General features: G+C 68.4%; 20 protein-coding genes. 9 read left to right on the top strand and 11 right to left on the bottom strand.

Annotated elements, in window-relative coordinates; genetic code table 11:
- Positions 1-6: 6 nt before the first annotated feature.
- Both GA0070613_RS30320 and GA0070613_RS30315 read right to left on the bottom strand, forming a co-directional pair.
- Positions 7-489, bottom strand: a complete 483-nt coding sequence (locus tag GA0070613_RS30320; RefSeq protein ID WP_089015413.1) for a DUF6220 domain-containing protein — start codon at positions 487-489, stop codon at positions 7-9.
- 66 nt (positions 490-555) lie between these two features.
- On the bottom strand, positions 556-2838 hold the full coding sequence (locus tag GA0070613_RS30315) for an MMPL family transporter (protein ID WP_089015412.1): 2283 nt from the start codon (positions 2836-2838) through the stop codon (positions 556-558).
- A gap of 142 nt (positions 2839-2980) precedes the next feature.
- On the opposite strand from GA0070613_RS30315, the gene GA0070613_RS30310 reads away from it, so the two are divergent.
- From GA0070613_RS30310 to GA0070613_RS30300, 3 genes are all read left to right on the top strand, one after another.
- Positions 2981-4219, top strand: a complete 1239-nt coding sequence (locus tag GA0070613_RS30310; protein WP_089015411.1) for a sensor histidine kinase — start codon at positions 2981-2983, stop codon at positions 4217-4219.
- A complete protein-coding gene (locus GA0070613_RS30305; RefSeq protein ID WP_089015410.1) occupies positions 4216-4917 on the top strand; it encodes a response regulator in 702 nt (233 codons plus the stop codon). Before GA0070613_RS30310 ends, GA0070613_RS30305 begins: the two co-directional genes overlap by 4 nt.
- Before the next feature lie 162 nt (positions 4918-5079).
- Complete coding sequence (locus tag GA0070613_RS30300) at positions 5080-5550, top strand: UPF0158 family protein (protein WP_089015409.1); 471 nt, start codon at positions 5080-5082, stop codon at positions 5548-5550.
- A 230-nt stretch (positions 5551-5780) separates the two neighbouring features.
- Here the strand turns inward: GA0070613_RS30300 and GA0070613_RS34095 are convergent, their stop codons facing one another.
- Positions 5781-6401 carry a TetR/AcrR family transcriptional regulator gene (locus GA0070613_RS34095; RefSeq protein ID WP_089015408.1) on the bottom strand — a complete coding sequence of 207 codons (621 nt, stop codon included), beginning with the start codon at positions 6399-6401 and terminating at the stop codon, positions 5781-5783.
- 76 nt (positions 6402-6477) lie between these two features.
- On the opposite strand from GA0070613_RS34095, the gene GA0070613_RS32515 reads away from it, so the two are divergent.
- The gene (locus GA0070613_RS32515) at positions 6478-7200 is read left to right on the top strand and encodes a hypothetical protein (RefSeq protein WP_157746582.1); all 723 of its coding nucleotides are present in this window, start codon (positions 6478-6480) and stop codon (positions 7198-7200) included.
- Positions 7201-7633: 433 nt separating this feature from the next.
- On the opposite strand, the gene GA0070613_RS30280 is transcribed toward GA0070613_RS32515, so the two are convergent.
- A complete protein-coding gene (locus tag GA0070613_RS30280; RefSeq protein ID WP_089015405.1) occupies positions 7634-7984 on the bottom strand; it encodes a DoxX family protein in 351 nt (116 codons plus the stop codon).
- Positions 7985-8711: 727 nt separating this feature from the next.
- Here GA0070613_RS30280 and GA0070613_RS30275 point away from each other — a divergent pair.
- Complete coding sequence (locus tag GA0070613_RS30275; RefSeq protein ID WP_089015404.1) at positions 8712-9779, top strand: hypothetical protein; 1068 nt, start codon at positions 8712-8714, stop codon at positions 9777-9779.
- A gap of 410 nt (positions 9780-10189) precedes the next feature.
- Entirely contained in the window at positions 10190-10375 is a 186-nt protein-coding gene (locus GA0070613_RS30270) for a hypothetical protein (RefSeq protein WP_089015403.1), read from the top strand.
- A gap of 83 nt (positions 10376-10458) precedes the next feature.
- On the opposite strand, the gene GA0070613_RS32510 is transcribed toward GA0070613_RS30270, so the two are convergent.
- A complete protein-coding gene (locus GA0070613_RS32510; RefSeq protein ID WP_157746581.1) occupies positions 10459-10671 on the bottom strand; it encodes a hypothetical protein in 213 nt (70 codons plus the stop codon).
- Positions 10672-11171: 500 nt separating this feature from the next.
- Between GA0070613_RS32510 and GA0070613_RS30265 the strand changes: the two genes are divergently transcribed.
- Positions 11172-11597: a VOC family protein gene (locus GA0070613_RS30265; protein ID WP_089015402.1), complete on the top strand. Its 426-nt coding sequence runs from the start codon at positions 11172-11174 to the stop codon at positions 11595-11597.
- A gap of 344 nt (positions 11598-11941) precedes the next feature.
- On the opposite strand, the gene GA0070613_RS30260 is transcribed toward GA0070613_RS30265, so the two are convergent.
- Positions 11942-12859 (bottom strand): LysR family transcriptional regulator, encoded by a 918-nt coding sequence (locus tag GA0070613_RS30260; protein ID WP_089015401.1) that lies wholly within the window; start codon positions 12857-12859, stop codon positions 11942-11944.
- Positions 12860-12932: 73 nt separating this feature from the next.
- On the opposite strand from GA0070613_RS30260, the gene dapA reads away from it, so the two are divergent.
- Entirely contained in the window at positions 12933-13841 is a 909-nt protein-coding gene (gene dapA / locus GA0070613_RS30255; protein WP_089015400.1) for a 4-hydroxy-tetrahydrodipicolinate synthase, read from the top strand.
- 134 nt (positions 13842-13975) lie between these two features.
- Here dapA and GA0070613_RS30250 read toward each other — a convergent pair whose 3' ends face one another.
- The 3 genes from GA0070613_RS30250 to GA0070613_RS30240 form a co-directional block, all read right to left on the bottom strand.
- Complete coding sequence (locus tag GA0070613_RS30250; protein WP_231929573.1) at positions 13976-14689, bottom strand: protein phosphatase 2C domain-containing protein; 714 nt, start codon at positions 14687-14689, stop codon at positions 13976-13978.
- Positions 14690-14992: 303 nt separating this feature from the next.
- Positions 14993-15235 (bottom strand): aldo/keto reductase, encoded by a 243-nt coding sequence (locus GA0070613_RS30245; protein ID WP_089015398.1) that lies wholly within the window; start codon positions 15233-15235, stop codon positions 14993-14995.
- A complete protein-coding gene (locus tag GA0070613_RS30240; RefSeq protein WP_269459021.1) occupies positions 15232-15600 on the bottom strand; it encodes an aldo/keto reductase in 369 nt (122 codons plus the stop codon). The genes GA0070613_RS30245 and GA0070613_RS30240 overlap by 4 nt, the downstream gene beginning before the upstream one ends.
- Positions 15601-15981: 381 nt before the next feature.
- Between GA0070613_RS30240 and GA0070613_RS30235 the strand changes: the two genes are divergently transcribed.
- Complete coding sequence (locus GA0070613_RS30235) at positions 15982-16167, top strand: ribonuclease (RefSeq protein WP_089016290.1); 186 nt, start codon at positions 15982-15984, stop codon at positions 16165-16167.
- A gap of 411 nt (positions 16168-16578) precedes the next feature.
- Here GA0070613_RS30235 and GA0070613_RS30230 read toward each other — a convergent pair whose 3' ends face one another.
- Both GA0070613_RS30230 and GA0070613_RS30225 read right to left on the bottom strand, forming a co-directional pair.
- The gene (locus tag GA0070613_RS30230) at positions 16579-17187 is read right to left on the bottom strand and encodes a hypothetical protein (protein WP_089015396.1); all 609 of its coding nucleotides are present in this window, start codon (positions 17185-17187) and stop codon (positions 16579-16581) included.
- 325 nt (positions 17188-17512) lie between these two features.
- Positions 17513-18457: an FAD-dependent oxidoreductase gene (locus GA0070613_RS30225; RefSeq protein ID WP_089015395.1), complete on the bottom strand. Its 945-nt coding sequence runs from the start codon at positions 18455-18457 to the stop codon at positions 17513-17515.
- Positions 18458-18581: the final 124 nt, after the last annotated feature.

Genomic DNA, 18581 nt, shown 5'->3' with positions numbered 1-18581 from the left:
CCGTTGTCATGACGCCGGGTGAGCCGGTCCGGCTGCTGGTCCGAACGCCCCGGCGCCGCCGCCCGGGCCGGCCGGTCGACCGGCCACCATGGGCCTCGACAGCGCTCGCGCCCGCCGGGCGACGGTCTCCGCCACGGCCAGGATGATCAGACCGTCGACCGCGTGCAGACCGAAGACCAGCTTGCCGGCTGTTGTGCTGGTGTCGCCCGTGTCGTTGAATGCGGCGGCGATGGCCCGGATCAGACCTTGTCCAACGGCCAGTCCGACGACCAGACCGGTCATCCCGATGAGCCGGCCGGGCATCCGGGCCAGCGCGGCGACGATCGTCAATACGATCGCGAAGAGGACGATTCCGTAGCCCAGTGCACGATGCGTCTGGAAGGATTCGTCGTTGGGCGCCGTGTCGAAGGCAGCGCTCGCGGCGAGATAGAACTGTGCTACGACCACCAGCACCAGCAGGGTGGCAAGGAGGGCGAATAACCTTCGCAAAGTATGCTCCTTCAGGTTGTCACGACGTTGATTCCGGGCGTCGCCGCTTTCCTGGACGACGCCGCTTCACCGGGAGGGGACCGGCTCCGCGTCATCGAGGGGGCGTGCGGACGTGATGGGTGGTCCTTCGATGTGCAGCTGAGGCAGGCGCCGCGCCATGCTGCGGGGCAGCCACCAGTTGCTGCGGCCGAGCAGGTGCATGACCGCCGGCACGAGCAGCATCCGGATAATGGTCGCGTCGACGAGGATGGCCGCGACCATGCCGACTCCGAAGACCTTGATGAAGACCTGGTCGCTCGGGACGATTGCCGCGAAAACCACGATCATGATGGCCGCGGCCGCGGTGATCACCCGTCCGGTGCTGGCCAATCCGGTGGTGATGGCCTGACTGTTGTTCCGGGTGCGCACCCACGCCTCGCGTAACCGGCTGATCAGGAAGACCTCGTAGTCCATGGACAGGCCGAACAACAGCGCGAACATGATGACGGGGACGAACGCCGCCATCGGGGTGGCGGTGTCGATGCCGATCAGCTTGCCGGCCCAGCCGCCTTCGAGGAAGAAGGCAACCACCCCGTAGGCCGCCGCCACCGACAGCAGATTCATCACGGCAGCCGTGATCGCGATGACGACGCTGCGGAACGCCACCAGCAACAGGAGCATCGACACGACGACGACGCCTCCGATGAGCAGCGCGAGCCGGTCGGCGATAGATGTGTTGATGTCGATCGTCGCCGCGGTCGCACCGCCGACGTGTACCTCCGCGCCGGTGCCCTTGGTCGCGGCCGGGATCACGTCGTCGCGCAAGGTCTGGACGAGGTCTTCGGTGGCGGCCTCCTGCGGTCCGGTGGTGGGCACGACGGTGATAAGCGCCGTGTCACCAGCGGGATTGAGCCATGGCGGCGACACCGCCGCGACTCCCGCCGTGCTGCCGAGTTCGGCCTGCAGCCGCCGGAGGACCGCGCCGTCGCCGCGTGACATGTCCGCCACCACGAGCAACGGCCCGTTGGCGCCGGGGCCGAATCCCTCGGCCAGCATGTCGTACGCCTGCCGGCTCGACGTGTTCTCGGGGTCGTTGCCCGCGTCGGGGAGGCCGAAGTGCACGCCGAGGAACGGTGCGGCCAGCACCAGCAGCAGAACGACGCTCGCCACGGTGGCGAGTACCTTGTGCCGCCGCACCAGCCGGCTCCACCGTGTCCAGCCGGCCGCTGGCACCAGGTGGCCGTCGGCGGAGATCTGGGCGGCGCGACGCCGTCCCAGCGGCACCCGGAGCCGGTCGATTCGCCGCCCCAGGTAGCCCAGCAACGCGGGGAACAGGGTGATGGCGGCGACCATCACGACCAGCGTGGCGACCATGGTGACGACGGCGGTGCCGTTCATGACGGGCAGGCCCACCGCGAACAGCCCCGACATGCTCACCATGACCGTGCCACCCGCCACGAGGACCGCCCGGCCGGCGGTGTCGAGCGTCGCCACGGTCGCCGCTTCGGGGTCGAGGCCCACCGCCCGCCATTCGCGGAACCGGGTCACCATCAGCAGCGCGTAGTCGATGCCTAGCGCGATGCCCAGCGTCATGCCGATGATGGGCGCGAACTCGGGCACGTCCACCACCGCCGCCGCGAGGCCGACCAGGCTGGAGCTGATCGCCAACCCGCCGATCGCCATCGCCAGTGGCAGCCCGGCCGCCACCACCGAACCGAACATGAGGAGCAGGATCACCGCGGCCGCGAGCAGCCCGACCATCTCGGAGCCGGACTGATTCGCCTCGGCGAGTTGCACAGCGCGTCCGCCGAGCGCGATATCCAGCCCGTCGCGCTCGGCCGCCTCCGCGGTGGCCAGCAGCCGTTCGGTGTCGTCGATCGGCATGTCGTTGGGGTTGATGACATCGAGATAGACGCGAGCGACGAGGGTCCGGCCGTCTGCCGTGATGGATCCCTTGGTGGCATAGGGATCCTCGACGGACGTTACGTGCGGCATGCGTCCCAGCTCACCGAGTAGCGCGTCGACTCCACCTCGCACCTCGGCGCTGGTGACGTCGCCGGCACGCACCACCACCCTCACCGTGTCGCCGGACTGGGTCGGGAACCGCTTGCTCAGCAGGCGCTGCGCCTGCTCGGAGTCCGAGCCCGGCGCGGAGGAGTCTGTTACGAACTCGCCGCCAAAGGCCGCTGACAGCCCGAAGGCGATGGCGAGCGCTACGGCCCAGGCGATCAGCACTCTTCCCCGCCGGCGAAAGGCCAGGCCGCCGAGCCTGCCCAGCGGCCCCGGCCGCGGTGCATCCGGGGTAACGCCTTGGCGATTGTCGCGCGTGGATACCCCGTCAGCTACTGGACCTGTCGTTGGTTGAGTCACGGAAGCGATCGTCGCGTCGCCGACCGGGGTGTGTCCTCGGACAGCGGACGGCAGTACCTACGCACATCTGCGTAGGCGGCCCGCCCCTGGTCGCGCTCGCTGTCGTAGCCGGTCACCCACGCGCGGCCACTATCATCGCAACATGACACGCCGAGCGGTGCCGTTCCGCCTGCCTGTCCTGGCGCAGGACGTCCTGCTCGGACTTGTCGTCGCCGTGATGCAGGTCCAGGGCGCCGTCGCGAAACCCGCGGAGGTGGGGTCGCGGCCGCTGACCGACCTCGGACATCTGGGATACGTCCTACTGATCGTGAGCGGCTTGGTGCTCATCATGCGCCGCCGGTGGCCGGCGCCGGTGTTCATCACGGCCGCCCTCGCCAGCCTGGTGTACTACACCGTCGACTTCTCGGACGGGCCCGGATGGATCGGGCTCTTCATCGCCCTGTATACGCTGACCGCGTACGGCGACGGGCGCAGGTCGCCGGTGATCGCCGGCGTGGGTATCACCGTGCTGGCCACGGGCTGGCTCATCGCCGCGGCCGACATCGAGCCGAGGGCCGCCCTCGGATGGGTGTTCTTCCGGATCGCGGCGTCGGTCATGGCCGCCGCACTGGGCGAGTCGGTCCGGTCGCGGCGGGCCGTCGCAGCCGAAGCGCTGGAGCGTGCCCGACAGGCGGAACGGACCCGGGAGGAGGAGGCGCGTACGCGGGTCGACGCCGAGCGGCTCCGGATCGCGCGCGAGGTCCACGACACCGTCGCCCACGCCATAGCCATCATCAATGTGCAGGCCGGCGTCACCGCGTACCTGCTCGACAAGCGACCGGAACGGGCGCGCGAGGCGCTCGTGACGATCGAGCAGACAAGCGCCCAGGCGCTGCACGAGATGCGGGCCGTCCTCGGCGTGCTTCGCGACCCGGACAACGGGCGGGTGCCGCACCCCGGCCTGGGACAGGTCAATGCGCTCACCGCAATGGCACGCGAGGCCGGACTCGACATCAAACTCGAGGTGACCTCGTCCACCGCGCCATTGCCGAGCGCGGTGGACCACACCGCCTACCGGATCCTGCAAGAGTCGATCACCAACGTGATCCGCCACGTCGGCCCGACACGGGTGACGGTCGCGCTCGACTTCGGCACCGATGTCCTGGAGGTCCGGGTGACCGACGAGGGTGGCCGGGATGCCTCTGGTGATGACGCCCGCGGTCCGCAGCCACCGGCCGGTAGTGTCCACGGCAGTTCGGCCGAGCCGGGCCGTGGGATCGTCGGCATGCGCGAGCGCTGTGGGCTGCTGGGCGGGGAGTTGGCCGCCGGGCCGAGGCCGGGCCGCGGGTTCGAAGTCACGGCGCGGCTGCCGCTGGCTCCGGCCGGAACGGTGCACCTGTGAGCACGGCGGCCGCCGCTTCGACGTCCGGCAGTAACCCGATCAAGGTGCTGCTCGCCGACGATCAGATCCTGGTGCGGTCCGGGTTCAAGATGCTGCTCGACGCCGAAGACGACATCAGGGTCGTGGGAGAGGCCGCCAACGGGGCCGAGGCCGTGGAGCGGGCCCGGGCCACCCGGCCCGACGTCGTACTCATGGACATCCGCATGCCGAAGTTGGACGGAATCCAGGCCACCAGCGAGATCGTCAGGACGCGCGGCCTCGAACAGGTTCGGGTTCTGATCCTGACCACGTACGACACTGACGAGTACGTCTTCAATGCGCTCCAAGCCGGCGCAAGCGGCTTCCTGCTCAAGGACGCCGGACCGGCCGAGCTGTTGCACGCCATCCGGGTGGTCGCCGCGGGAGAGGCGTTGCTCGCGCCGCGGATCACCCGACGCCTCATCGCCCAGTTCACCGCGGAACGGATCGCCACCCAGGTCGCGGAGGACCGGCTGGTGGTGCTGACCCAACGCGAGCGCGAAGTACTGGCCCTGGTGGGACATGGGCTGAGCAACGACGAGATCGGCGCTGAACTGTCCCTCAGTCCGGCGACCGCCCGCACCCATGTCAGCCACGCGATGGGGAAACTGGGTGCTCGCGACCGCGCGCAGTTGGTCGTCATCGCCTACCAGACTGGGTTGGTCAGCCGCCTGCCATGATCACGGGCGACGCCGATACACCCGTTCTCCGCTGCCGCCCGCGCGGGCGACGTGCCGTGGTAGCGGTCATGCGGCGCGGAGCGCGGGCCGTGCTCATCCTGGGCTCTGGGTGCGGGGTGCTTCGTTCGAAGCCCTGTTCGCGAGAAGGACTATCGTGGCCCGATGCTTGACTTGAGCAGTTTTGACGTGGAGGAGATCGCCACCGCGCTGGCGGACCAGACCGACTACGAGTACCGATGGCTGATCAACCCGCAGACGGGCGAGATCGTGTTCTGGACGGCGGACGGTGGAGTTGATGGGCGAACGCCGGTTGACCTCGACGACCTGGATCTCGTTTGCATCGAGCCGCTGCCGTCCTACGTCTGGTATCAGGACATGGCGGACTTCGCCGCGAGGATCAGCGACGAGGCAGTCGGGCGGAGACTGGCGCGAGCCATCCAGGGCAAGGGTGCCTTCCGCCGGTTCAAGGACGAGCTGCACGAGGAGTATCCCCACCTGCTGCCGGTGTGGCACACCTTCCGGGCCGTCCGGGCCCAGCGTCGGGCAGTTGAGTGGCTCGCCGACAACTCGCTCGTCGACGACGAAGCGGCCACGCGATTCGTGACCGAGCACCCGGACCCCGACCTGCCCTGAGCGGCTGCCCTGGTGGAAGATGTTGCCGTACGTGCATCGCAGCGCTCCGGACCTCGGCCGTCGGATGACCGCAGCTCACGGATTGAGCAGCGACGGACGTAACGAGTCCTCGGCTTCGACCCACGGGTCGGTCGCCGACCCGGTGAACCGCCCGGCGGGGCCCGCGGTTCGCTGGCGAGATGGCGGCGACCTCTCTCGACGATCGCGCCGCCAGGTAGCTGATCGGGCGGCTAAACCGGGTTCCGGCGCGCGCGCAGTAGTTGCGTCGCCAGCGTGTCGAACAGCCACGTTTCGCATTTGCCGTACGACCAACCGTGGCTGGTCAGGCCGTCGTACACGGGGGTGCCAGTGAGCGTGGCGAACACCGCGACGGCGTCCGGCTCGGCCAGACCCGGGGCCAGAGCGCTGAGGGTGACGAGACGGCGGATCGTCGATGCGGCGCCGGCGCGGTGCTTGGCCAGCCCTTCCGCGTAGGCCTGCCCCATCTCGGGCTCCGAGCCGGCGGCCGACGCAAGCACCTTGATGATCGTTGAGCCGCGTTCGGCGACCTGCCGGGTGATCCGCACGCCGAGCGCGAGGACCTCCCGCGGGTCCGTGGCCGTGCCGAGCGCACGGGCCAGCTCGGGCACCCCCGCCTGAAGATCGATGGTTTCCAGCAGCCGGCCTAGGAGCAACGGTTTCGCGCCGACGCTGGCATAGACGGTCGGGACCGCGACCCCGGCTTCGGCGGCGATGTCAGCGATCGTCGTCCCGGTGTACCCCCGCGCGGCGAACAGACGCAACGCCGCGTCGAGGATGTCGCGCCTAGTTTCTTGCGCCTGGCGCGCACGCCGGCTCAGGGGCCTTGACATGCCGACAGCCTAGATGTCTTCTGAGTAGAAGATGCTTCCATTAAACATAAGCAGCCTATATCGAGATGAGGTCACTATGACAACCGAGACGAATCGCGCAGAAGGCCGGCTGTCGCCGGCGATGCTCGGCAGCGCCGCACTGGGCTTTCTCGTTCTGGTCGTGCTGCAGAACGTGCTGCACGGCGTGCTGGGTCCTTCGCAGCAGGCGTCTGGGGCGGACCTGTCCGCTCTGACGCACGAGCACGCGTGGATGGTGCACCTGTTCGCAGTCACATACGTGCTGGGCCTGCCCGCTCTGTTGTTGTTCAGCACGAACATCGGCGCCTGGTGCCGGCGGCGCAACCCCGCCGCGGCGCCGTGGGGCCGGCTGGGTGCCGCGGCGTCGATCGTGGTCGCCGCCCTCTTCGCGATCGTCAACGTCGTTCAGGTGACGATGGTGGCCGCCCGCGACGAACTCGTGGCCGCCCCGGCGCTGGCGAGTGTGCTGTGGACGTTCCACAACGCCGTGTTCACATTCAACATGGCCGCCGTCGGCGTCACGCTCTTCGCTCTCGGTCGCGCTGCCACCCTCGCCCGGCTTGTCCCGGCGTGGATGTCGCCCACGAGCGCGGCAGGCGCGGCGCTGCTCATCGTGGCCGCCATGCCGGCGGTCGCGGTCACCAACGGATCATTCTGGTTCGCCGTCGGAGCTACCGGATTCGCCGTCTGGCTGCTCTTCCTCGCGGTCGCCGGCGTCTCGCTGCTGCGCCGGCCGCGGGTTGACGCGGAGGAAACCGGGCTGGTCGGAGCGACGGCATGAGTGGGCTGCCCCGAGTCTGACCTGGTGATGATGAGCGTCCTGCACGACGCCTTCCGCCGCCCTCTGTTTCACGATCAGGTGCAAGGTCGGAAGGTTTGGTGGCCGGCCGCCTTTCGATCCCTTCTTGCGGCGGTTGGCGGCCTGGTCAGCCTTGATCAGGATCGTGGCCTTGATGGCACGCCGGCACAGGTAGGCCCGTGCGGACGCGAACCGGAGCTCCGTAAACTCGCTACCAGCAGCAGGCCAGCGGGACAGCCGGCCCGGACGAGTCGATGGCAAGACGCGCGCCTCTGCGGCTGACAAAGCGCGGCGTCCGCGAGCGCATGTAGTCGACCCCTCGGACTTGCACGTCGCGGTGGAGGTGCCGGTCCCCGCGGCTTCGGCGAGTTGGCCGTCCTCCTGTTCGATCTCTGGCGCCAACTGCCTCCACGGATCACCAGTGGTAGCCCAGGTTCACAGCTAGTGCGGCCACCGCAGTGGAGAAGAATACGGCCCATCCCACGAGCTGGCGGGAACCCACCCGCAGGTGCGCAAAGAGCGCGCCGAGGAAGTACAGCACGAGGCCAGCCGCGGCGAGTGTCCCCAGCAGTGGCACGGCGAACCCGGCCAGCAGCCCCAGAGAGCCCGCCGCCAGCAACATGCCCAACACCGGTACCCACGACCGTGGCACGCGCTTCATGTCTGCCTGGGCCTTTGGATAGTCGTGCCCGATCAGGTACGTGACGGCGGCGATGCCGTTGAAGACCGAGGCGAGGATGGTGACCGTGACGTAAGCGGCGGACATCGCGCTCCTTTGTGGTTGTCTGCTTCAAGGACGAGCTAGCCCTGTGGATGTGACGTGCTGTGCTGTGATCTGAAGCACAAGCATCGGCGTGGCCGCGCTATCGCCTTCCGTTGAGAAAGCCGGCCAGTGCATTGGAACCAGCGCTGCTGATGACATGACCGATGGGTGGCTCGTCGTCGGCTCGGTGGGGTTGTAGCCACCGAATATCGCCGCGCTCGACGGCCCGTCGACCGCTCCGGTGGTGACGAAGCGGGAGCGCGCTGGCGGAGGCGCCCACGGCTCTTCGACCCGGCCCAATCCTCTACCCGCCACGAGGTGCGAGAACGGTCCCTGAACAGCAGAAACGCGGTCGGGGGCCGATCTTGTCTGGTCCCGCTGAGTCCAGCCATTACCCGCCGCCGCTCACGATCCGGGGGCGTATCGGGGGGAGGATTGCGACGCCTGGTCCAGCGGTCGGGAAATCGGACGACAGTCGCCGATCCAATCAGCTGCGGTCGCTCGTCCGGCCTAGGGCGGCGGGCGCGCAACCTCGACGGAGCGGCTCACCTCTTCCGGCGGTATTGATCCCGCGCGTCGCACTCAGCGAGATATGCGCGTCGCACTCAGCGAGATATGCCAGCTCGTTCGCGCGGTCGACACCTTGCGGCAAGGTATCGGGCCGGAGCTGTGCACGCGGGACCACGAAGCTGCCGTTGAACTCTTCCCTGCACCGATTGGAGCCTCAGACATGCGTAGCATCTGGCGTGGTGCGATCGCGGCGGCCGTAACCACGGCGGTCCTGACCAGCATCATGGGCGCGGGCAGTGCCTCCGCCAACCGCGACGACGACCACGAAGACGGACATGCCAAGGGCCGCGCGTACACGGTCGGCCTCTTCGGCGACATGCCGTACGGCGCAAAGGGGCGGGTCGAGTACCCGCGCCTGATCGCGGACATGAACAATGCCAACCTGGCCTTTTCGATCTTCGACGGTGACCTCAAGGCCGGCGGCGACGGCGCCTGCACGGACGCGCTGTACACCCAGTCGCTCGACTGGTTCAACAGCTTCGACCGCCCGGTCGTCGTGGTACCGGGCGACAACGACTGGACGGACTGCTGGGGACGGTACGGCGCGGGCACCGGAGGGTTCGACGCGCTTGAGCGTCTCGACCACGAGCGGCAGGTCTTCTACCCGACCGACCAGAGCCTCGGGCGTACGACAATGACCATGCGGCGGGAGAGCGAGGAGCCCGGCTACGAGAAGTACCGGGAGAACGTCCGCTGGACCGAGGGCCAGGTGATGTTCATCGGCCTCAACGTCCAGGGCTCCAACGACAACCTGCCGCACTCTGGCGTTGATGGCGAGACCCGGCCGGACAGCGAGATCACGCGGATGGCCGCCGAGCACCGGGAGCGGGAGGCGGCCAACATCCACTGGCTGCAGAACTCGTACGCCGAGGCCACCCGGCTCGGGCTCAAGGGCGTGCTCGTGGACTGGCAGGCCGACCCGAACTTCAACAACGAGCAGAAGCTGCAGCCCCTGCAGTACGACGGCTACAACGAGATCCTCCCGGAGCTGCGCAAGCAGGTGCTCGCGTTCCCCGGCCAGTCGGCGCTCGTCCACGGCGACAGCCACTACTTCAAGGAGGACATGCCGTTCAAGTACGACAACGGCCAGGTCGTGGCGAAGTTCACCCGGGTTGAGACGTTCGGCGACGGCAACACCCACTGGGTGGCCCTGACCATCGACCCGAACGACCCGAACCTGTTCGAGTTCAGCCCGCGGATCGTGGCCGCCAACGTCAACGACCGCTGATACCCGCTGGCCAAGCAGCCCGCTTCGATCATTCGGGCAACACGCTGACGGGTCCGCGTCGACTGACTCGGGCCCGTCAGCCCGGCAAAGGTTCAGGTCAGGGCTACTTCCAACGGTATTGATCGCGGGTCCAGGCGTAGTCGATCAAACCGGACGAGATGTCCAGTGATCGGCGGTTACGCCGATCACCGGTGGTCAACGAGGCCACCCTTGGTTCGCCTCTGACGGCCTGTGGCCCGCCGGTATCCCTTCGTCCCGAACTCCCGGCGGCGCCCTCTCGTGCGGGTTCCGAATCACCGCGCCCAGCACGGCGGACAGTGCTGGCCGCGACCATGCCGACCGTGAGGTCGCCACCAACGCGAAGGATTGCCTCAGCGGGGGACAATGGAACCCGACGAGGGAGGTCGGCGATGAGTGAGGATCGAGGGCGCACCGCGCGGTCAACGGACGAGGAGTTCGCCCGCCTGCGGCACGTCAGGTTCGGCGAGCTGCCCGCCCGAGTCACGCCGGCCGAGGACCTGGTCGAAACCGTAGACACAGATCCCGCGCACGAGGAGCCGCCGCAGCCTCCAGTGCGCCGGGAGTGGGGGGCGTAGGAGCTGCAGCGAGCACGAATCGAGGAGGGCGGGTCGATGGCAAACGGGATGGCAAGTGCCTGTGTCCTGGTGCAGAGGCTCGCTCAGGTGGTGGGCGGTGACTTGCCGCGCCGCCACAACTCGCCCTGATCTCCATAGCGCTCCGCTGCGTACCGCTCCTGCGCGGCCGCCGCCTCACGGGCTGCAGCGGAATCCTCCGGGGAAGATAGCCGCCTTCGATCCCGCCACCCGACGAAAACGAATGCCGCGATCATCAGCGCCACGGCCACTCCGAGAGACACCAACACCGTCGCCATGCCGTCGACAGTAGAGCCTGTTCGCCAGGCCGTCCCCAGGGCCTCCAGCGCGGCCAGTACGGCAGCCGCCGTTTGAGATCTTGGTGCTCCGGCGGGGTGGACACGCGACGGCCACCGCGTGATCGCCTGCGCATTGTGGACACGACATCAGATCTGACGGTGGCCGCGTGCCACAGCGTAGCCGTTGCCGGGTGCGAGCGGTCGAGTTGCCTCGGTGGAGTGGTGGCCACATGCTGTCCCGGCTGGAAGGGGCCAACCTGCTCTCCGGGCTGGTACCGACCCCGCTCGCCGTCGGCGACCGGCTACCGCTCGCTGAGGTCGGGCCGGGCCGCCCGCCCCGGGCACCCCGATGCGGTTCCACCTGGTGCATTCCGGTTCCAGCCCGTGTATAAGGAAGGGCCACGCTCCACCGCGTGTGGTAGCGGCAGGGCCGGTTGTCATACCCCTCGAAGCAAGGGGCGGGTCCGAACGGGCGCGCCGGTTACGAGAAGGAGCAGATGATGACGACCCGTCCCGGGTTCCACCTCGCGATTCCGGTTGATGACCTGGCGCGGGCCCGCGCCTTCTACGGCGGCGTACTCGGGCTCGCCGAGGGTCGCTCGGCCGACGCCTGGGTCGACTGGAACTTCTACGGCCACCAGGTGGTGACCCACGTCGTACCGGCGGCGCGGCAGGCCGACGCGGGTCGCAACCCGGTCGACGGGCACGACGTACCGGTGCCGCACTTCGGACTCATCCTGTCGGTCGAGGACTTCCACGCTCTGGCGGACCGGGTCCGCGCCGCCGGCGCCGAGTTCGTGATCGAGCCGTACCTGCGGTTCGCCGGCGAGCCGGGGGAGCAGTGGACGATGTTCTTCCGCGACCCGGCCGGCAATGCCATCGAGTTCAAGGCGTTCCGGGACGAGTCGCAGATCTTCGCCAAGTAGTGGCGGGCCTGCGAAGACGCCGACTCTGGGCAGGATGCGCGGTCGCCGTCGGCTCGTCCGTGCTGACCGCGACCGGTACGTCGGTACGCCTGCTGGACGTACTGGAGGGGGGCGAACTCGGCCGATGGACCCTGCCGGAACCCGTTTGGGTGCGCTCGCCCGCACAGTGCTGCAGCACGTGGCCAAGAGCTTGTTGCTCATAGCGGATAAGCCGCGTGACGTCCTTCTTTTGCCGAGTGGAGGACGTTCAATCGATTGGGCTGCGCTGGCGGTCGAAGCGGCGGTGGTCGTAAGGCGCACCAAGCTCAGCGTTCTTCCGGGTGGTTCCTACTGCGACGTTTGCGCTATCTGAGGGCGTCCTCAGGGCTGATTGCGGAGCCTAGCTCCGCGAGCACCGCTTGGATCGCTGGGCTGGCATTGGCGCTGCGCCGCCACGCCGCGTGTACCTCGCGCTTCGGTTGCCGCCGCAGCGACCGGGAGACGAGCCCTTCTTCCAAGGGCGGGCGAGCAAGGCGAGGGATCAGGGCGATAACGCCGCCTGAGGCGACCAGCGACAGCTGGGTGGCGAAATCGTCAACCAGATGGCGCACGTCGGGGTCTTCGGGGACGTCCGCGAACAGTCGTCGGAACCACTGGTGGCACACCGAGCCAGGCGGGCTGGTCACCCACGCGTGGCCGGCAAGGTCGGCGCCGGCGAGAGGCGGGTCGAGCCGCGCGAGCGGATGCGTCCGATTCATGACGACGTCGCCGACGTCGGTGTGCATATGGCGCTGGGTCAGGGACGATGGCAGAGGGGCTGGCAGCCCGTCGGCGTCGTGGACGAGGGCAAGGTCGGCTGAACCGGCATCGACGCTGTGGAGGGCTTGGTCAGGGTCCTGCTCGGTGATGTGCACGCGTAGGTCTGGGCAGCGCGTCGACAGTCGCAGAATGGTGGGCGCGAGCAGCCCGCGGACAGCAGTCGAGAAGGCAACCACGCGGAGTATGCCGCGCGGCGCGCCCTCCGAGACTGACTGGGCCGCTTCGGCGCAGCGCTCCAGCGCGTGGAACACTTCGGGCGCTGAGTCGACGATGGCCTGGCCGGCCGGAGTGAGCACGACCCCGCGTCCCGCCGGCGCGAGGACGGGCACACCGACCTGGCGTTCCAGCCTCTTGATCTGCTGCGACACCGCCGAGGCCGTGAACCCGAGCTCATCGGCCGCCCGCGCCAGCGTCCCGAGAGCAGCCACCGACCGCAACGCCTGCAAGGCCCCGACATCAATCATGAAGCCAGGCTACGCAATATTGGCAAGAAAGCATCGCTGGACCACACTTATCGGGTCGAGGCAGGATCGAACCATGACCGACCCGCAGCGCCCTGCTCACCTACTCTTCGGCTCCAACCTTGTCGCCATGGTGACCCCGATGCACCCTGACGGCACGATCAGCGAACCTGGGCTCGCTAACCTCGTCGACCACCTGCTGACCACAGGGTGCGATGGCATCGTCGTCGGCGGGACCACCGGTGAGTCGCCCACCCTGACCGAGGTCGAGGCAGCCCGACTCGTCCGTGCCGTGGCGGCCCGGTCGAAGAACCAAGCTCGGGTGGTCGCCGGTATCGGCACCTACGACACGGCCGTCAGCATTCATCGGGCACGCGAAGCCGAGGCTGCTGGCGCGGATGCGCTGCTGCTCGTCTGCCCCTACTACTCCAAGCCGACTCAGGCCGGGGTGGTGGCCCATTGCGTGGCGGTGGCCGATGCCACCGAGCTACCCGTGATGCTCTACGACGTCCCGGCACGCACAGGCATCGCAATGGAGGCGCCCACGCTGATCGAACTCGCCGGCCACCCCCGGATCCGAGCGGTCAAGGACGCCAAGGGCGACCTGTTCGAAGCGATGTCCGTCATGGCCCGCACGTCGCTGGCCTACTACTGCGGCATCGATGAACTCAACTTGCCCTACCTCGCGTGCGGCGCCACCGGTTTGCTCAGCGTCGTGGGCAATGTCGTCGCCGACCGCAACGCCGAGCTCATACGAGCGGTCCGCAGCGGCGACCTCGACTCGGCGAAGGCGATCCAAGGTTCGCTGATTCCCTTGGTGGACGCCATCATGCGCACATCCCAAGGGGCCATAATGGCCAAGGCCGCTCTGGCTGAGCTCGGGATCATCCCGCACGCGACGGTGCGCCTTCCGCTGCTCGAGCCGCCGCCGCCTCACCTCCAGCGGCTAACGGATGCTCTGGCAACCATCGCCGTGCCTGTCTGACCGAACATCCGCCAGGCGGCGGATCAGGATGCGCGACGACACTCGACACCTAGGCGGTCCACCGCTGCCCCAGGGTGGCCGGCGGCAGTAAGTCACGCCATGCCAAGCGGCCGGGCACGCTCCGCTGGCGACGGTCAGGCCTCGCCGAGGTCGGTACAGTGTGCGATCGTCGCATCGTCCGCCGCCACCGCGTGGCGCGCCTCCGCCTGCCGGACACGATGGATGATTTCGGTGGGTCCGCTCGACGCTAGGACGGCCATGACCCCTGGCCAGTCGGCGAGCCGGAACCGGTCCACGATGCGGCTGGCCCCATTGCTGAGCAGGACGGCACCGGTCAGCTCGGAGATCGGACAGCTTCCGGTGATCGCCTCGTCTGCCGCCTGCGGGTCGTCCTTGGCCACCCAGAAGCCGCCCGGCTGGTTCCGGTTGGCGCGCAGTTCTCGGAGGACTCGGTGGTACTCGTCGCTGCCCTCGGCGGCGGCCTCGAGCACGGACCGGTACGACCGGCTGATGATCACCTCCCGGGGATCGGAGACGACGAGCGGCGCACCCTCTGCTCTGTCGAGCACGAGGACCGAGTCACCGAGCACCAGGTGCTCGATGAGGCCGTCGGACAGGCGCAGGATGGCTACGGTCGCTGACGGACTGATGGGGTCGGCGACGTCGCAGGTGTCCCGGTGATCGTCCGTCACCTGCTCGATGGCCTCGGCGAGCAGCGCCGAAAGGCTGCGGTCCCGCGCGAGTGACAAGAGGCTGAGGAGGCTGCCTCCCAGGCGGCTGGCGTACCAGGCCACGCCGTGCCGGCAGATCGATTCGGTGCCGGAGATGCCGGCGCCGTCGATCAGCACCGCTGCCGTCGGTACGGCGCCGGTGAAGTCCTCGTTCGCGTGGCCAGTCCGTGCCGCAGCGCTCGTCATCCTCACCCGCATGTCCTGCGGCCGCCCTCCCGCCGGTTGAGGCGTCGACTTTAACAACCGCCGACGCGCTTGGGGCGCACACATCTGCCGCCGCGCAGACGCGTCGGGCCCACAGTCTGGCCCCTTGATCAGTATCCGGATTTGCCGCGACGGCGTGCGCCTCGTTCGCCTTCCCCGCCGGCTCCTGGGCGCCCCGCTTCATCGTCCCGGCAAGGTGTGCGCGGCTGGTGTCCGTCAGCTCTCCGGGACGAGTGCGGTGATTGCTTGCACCTCTTCGGGCGTGAGCTGGATCGCCTCGGCGGCCAGGTTCTCCTTCAGGTGGGTGAGGCTTGTCGTCCCCGGGATGGGCATGGTGACTGGCGAGCAGCGCAACTGCCACGCGAGGGCGACCTGGTGCACGGTGGCATCGTGCCGCTGAGCGATGGGCGCGAGGGCCTCGGTGATACGTGCCGGGTCCCCGCCGTCAGCGAGGCTCACCGGGTGCCAGGCAACACCGCGCCTGACGCCTCGGCGGCTTCGAGCAACGCCCCTCCGACCCGGTTACTGACATTGTAGAGCGCGGAGACCGCGGCGATGTCGACGATGCTCTGCGCGGTACGAAACTGCTCGACCGAGACGTTGGAGAGGCCAATTTGGCGGATCAACCCCTGCTCACGCAGGTCGGCCAGGGTGGCGACCTGGTCCTCGAACGGAGCGTCGGTGGCCCTGCCGCTGTGTAGGTAGTACAGGTCGATCTGCTCGACACCGAGTCGACGGGCGCTCATGTGCGCGCTCTGCCGCAGGTACCTTGAAGGTTTTGAGTGTGGTGTGGTGGGTCGGCAGCCGGCCGGGCCGCGCGCCAAGACCCGCGGCGCAGGGGAGTGCAACGCCGGCCACGTCGGCGAGCTGGCTGCGGTCGCGGGGTTGCGGTTGGTGCGCCTCCGGCGGGGCCGCTCCGGCTCCAGGATGGCCGGGGCTCTGTCGGCGGGTCACGGCCCGTGGGTGGTCGCGGTCGCGGTAGGCCATCCCGCCTGCCATCGACCCGGGCAAGCAGAGCAGACCACCGCCCGACGCGCCAGCGTCCGTACGAGGCGTCAAGGTCCGCTTGATGGCATGAAGGAGTGGGGCCTGCTGGTAGCCACACCGCCCCGCTTCAAGATGTTGTTGCCGGTGTTGCCGCTTAAGTCTGATGTTGTCGCCGGTGCGGCCGTTTGCTGGCGCGAGTGCAGGGTAATTGGGTGGCCATGACCACACCCGAGAGTCGGCGGCAGGAGGAGCAAGCGCTCGAGAGCGGCGAGGTGTATCAGGACGCAGAGGGACGCCGAACCACCGACCCGGGCACCGCGGCTGCGCACGCACACAGCGAAGCCGACCGCAACGCCGAGCACTTGAAGCGCGGCGAGGTTGGTCCGGGCACCCCGGAGAAGTAGCTGCCGAGTGGGTTAGCGGCCGACTTCGGCGCCGCCTTCTCGCGGCCGTGCCCAGTAGCGATCACCGTCCCTGTAGAGCCAGACGTCGCGGTAGGCCGGAGGCCTGTCAAGGCTCCAGGTCTGCCACGCGGGCCGGCCTTCGCCGGACGCCGATCAATGCGTGGGTGGCTGCCGACAGCAACGGTGACAGCAACGAGCCCGGACGACGACAGCGGCCAGCGGCTGCGCGCGGACACTCGTCCAAAGGTCGCGGACGCGGACGGACCCGGCGGTACGACGCGCCCAGACCTGACAATCGAGGGGGCGGCTGACCTGGTGGGCGACGGACGAGCCGACACCCGTATGCCGGAACTGTGCCATCTTCATCGTGGGTAGCGGACGTCTTCGGCGGCTTGGAGGACGAGGATGGCCCTACCCGGGCTGGGAGATCGACACGCGGTTGATGTAGGCGACCTGGGCGGCGAAGGCCAGCAGAGCCAAGACGGTGCCGACGCCGATCGCGAACCCGGACGACAGCCCCGCGAGCCCGGCCAGCAGCGTGACCGCGAGCCCCACCAGCAGCGCGTTCACCGCGCCCACCATCGCCGCCGTAGTCAGCAACAGCTGCGCCCGCCGGGGCGCGTTACCGACCGCCGCCCAGGTCGCCCGCATGATGCCCTCGCCCTGCACCGCGTCGGCGAAGAAGTCGTGCTCGCCGGCCAGCCGGCGGTGGTAGTACGCCCGGATGCGCTGGATCCGCGCGAGATCCAGCTCGTTCTCCACCATGTTCTGCACCAGCCGCAGGAATGTGAGCAGTCCGGTGATCACCAGCGTCGGCAGCACCGCCCCGAGGTACGGCCGGACGAGCGCGGCGTTGCTGGCGACGAAACCGAGCCCGATCAGCGCGGCAGAGAGCATGGACAGGAAGACGGTCGCCCGGCCCACCGACTCGGTGACGGTCGCGCTGCGCGAGGTCTGAAGCACGAAATGCTCGGTGGTCAGGGCGGTGAGCAGCGCCTGCTCGCGTTCTCCGTCGTCCATGCACCTTTCAACGTACGAGTGGCCCTGCCGACGCTCCGTAGTCTCGACTCATGCAGATTCAGCTTGGTCGGGGCGATGACTCCCCTGGAGCCGTTCGGACCGACCCTCGCGCTGGCATCTCGCTCGATCGGACACACGTTCTTGCCGCCGACCGAGGGCCACGGTCGGTCACGAGTGGTTGGGCAGCGAACACCAGACCCTGCCGACGAACGTGTTCCACGTGCCACCGGCCGAGATCTCATCGAGTGGAGTGAGGAAGTAGTCGGTAGCAATGGCACACCCCACAATGTCGGTCGTGAGTTGCCCTACCAAGGCCAAGGTCGTGTCACGACAGTCCCGACACGAGTAGGGCGACGTCCTCGGCGCAGCCGTAGGACAGCGTGACTCCGGCGCCACCGTGGCCATAGCAATGCACGACCGGGCCGCGGTCGATGAACTCGGTTTCCAGCCGCACGGTCGGGCGCCCGGGACGTAGGCCCACGCGGTGGCTGAGGATGCGGGCCTTGTCGAGCGCGGGTACGAGCTCGATGCACCGTTTCAGCATGTCCGCGGCCGTTTCCGGCCTGACGTTCAGATCCTCGTCGCCCTCCTCCGCGGTGCCGCCGAGCAGCACCGTGTCACTCCTGGGTACGACGTAGATCAGGTGTTCGGGATCGTTTTGATCGAGTTGCCATTCGGTCAGGCCGAACTGTGCGACGACGATCACCTGTCCCCGCACCGGTGTGAGGGTCTCGTCGTCGATCAACTCCCTGGATCCCAGCCCCGTGCAGTTCACCACGGCGTCCACGTCCTCGAAGGCCTCGGCTAGATGATCCACGTGCCGGGTCCGGACGGCGACCCCCGCCGTTTCCAACTGACCGAGCAGCCATGGCAGGTGCATCGCCATGTCCACCACCGGAACGCTCAGTTCGTAACCGTCGACGTAGCCGGTCGGCAGTCGCTCGACAGCAACCCGACCCAGCTCGGGAACCGCTTCCCGCCACCACGGGTCGGAGGTGTGCTGGCGGAACAACTCCTGCCCGAGGCGCATCCGAACGCCGGCGGACGGATCGGAGGTCAGGTCACACAGCACCTCGTAGGTGGTCGCCGACCATCGGGTTACGTCCACCTCTGGGTATGCGCGGTAGGGATACCAAAGTGCGGCGGCGACCGACGATGTGGTGCCATTCCCCATCTTCGCGGCAACTACCTCGACCTCATGACCGGTTTGCGCCAGACGGAGTGCACTGGTCAAGCCCACAACACCGGCGCCGACGACCCTGACCTTCATGCCTTGAGATCACACCACATCGGAGTGCCCTTACGCGTAACGGACGCATGCGCAGAGCGCGCATCCGCGGCGCCTCAGATTTGCTCGAGGAAGCGGGCAGATCAACACCACCTCCTACTCGGTG

It is taken from the genome of Micromonospora inositola, from assembly GCF_900090285.1.
Taxonomy (GTDB): Bacteria; Actinomycetota; Actinomycetes; order Mycobacteriales; family Micromonosporaceae; genus Micromonospora; species Micromonospora inositola.
The sequence above is the reverse complement of the archived record's forward strand: the minus strand, read 5'-3'. Positions and strand labels throughout refer to the sequence as shown.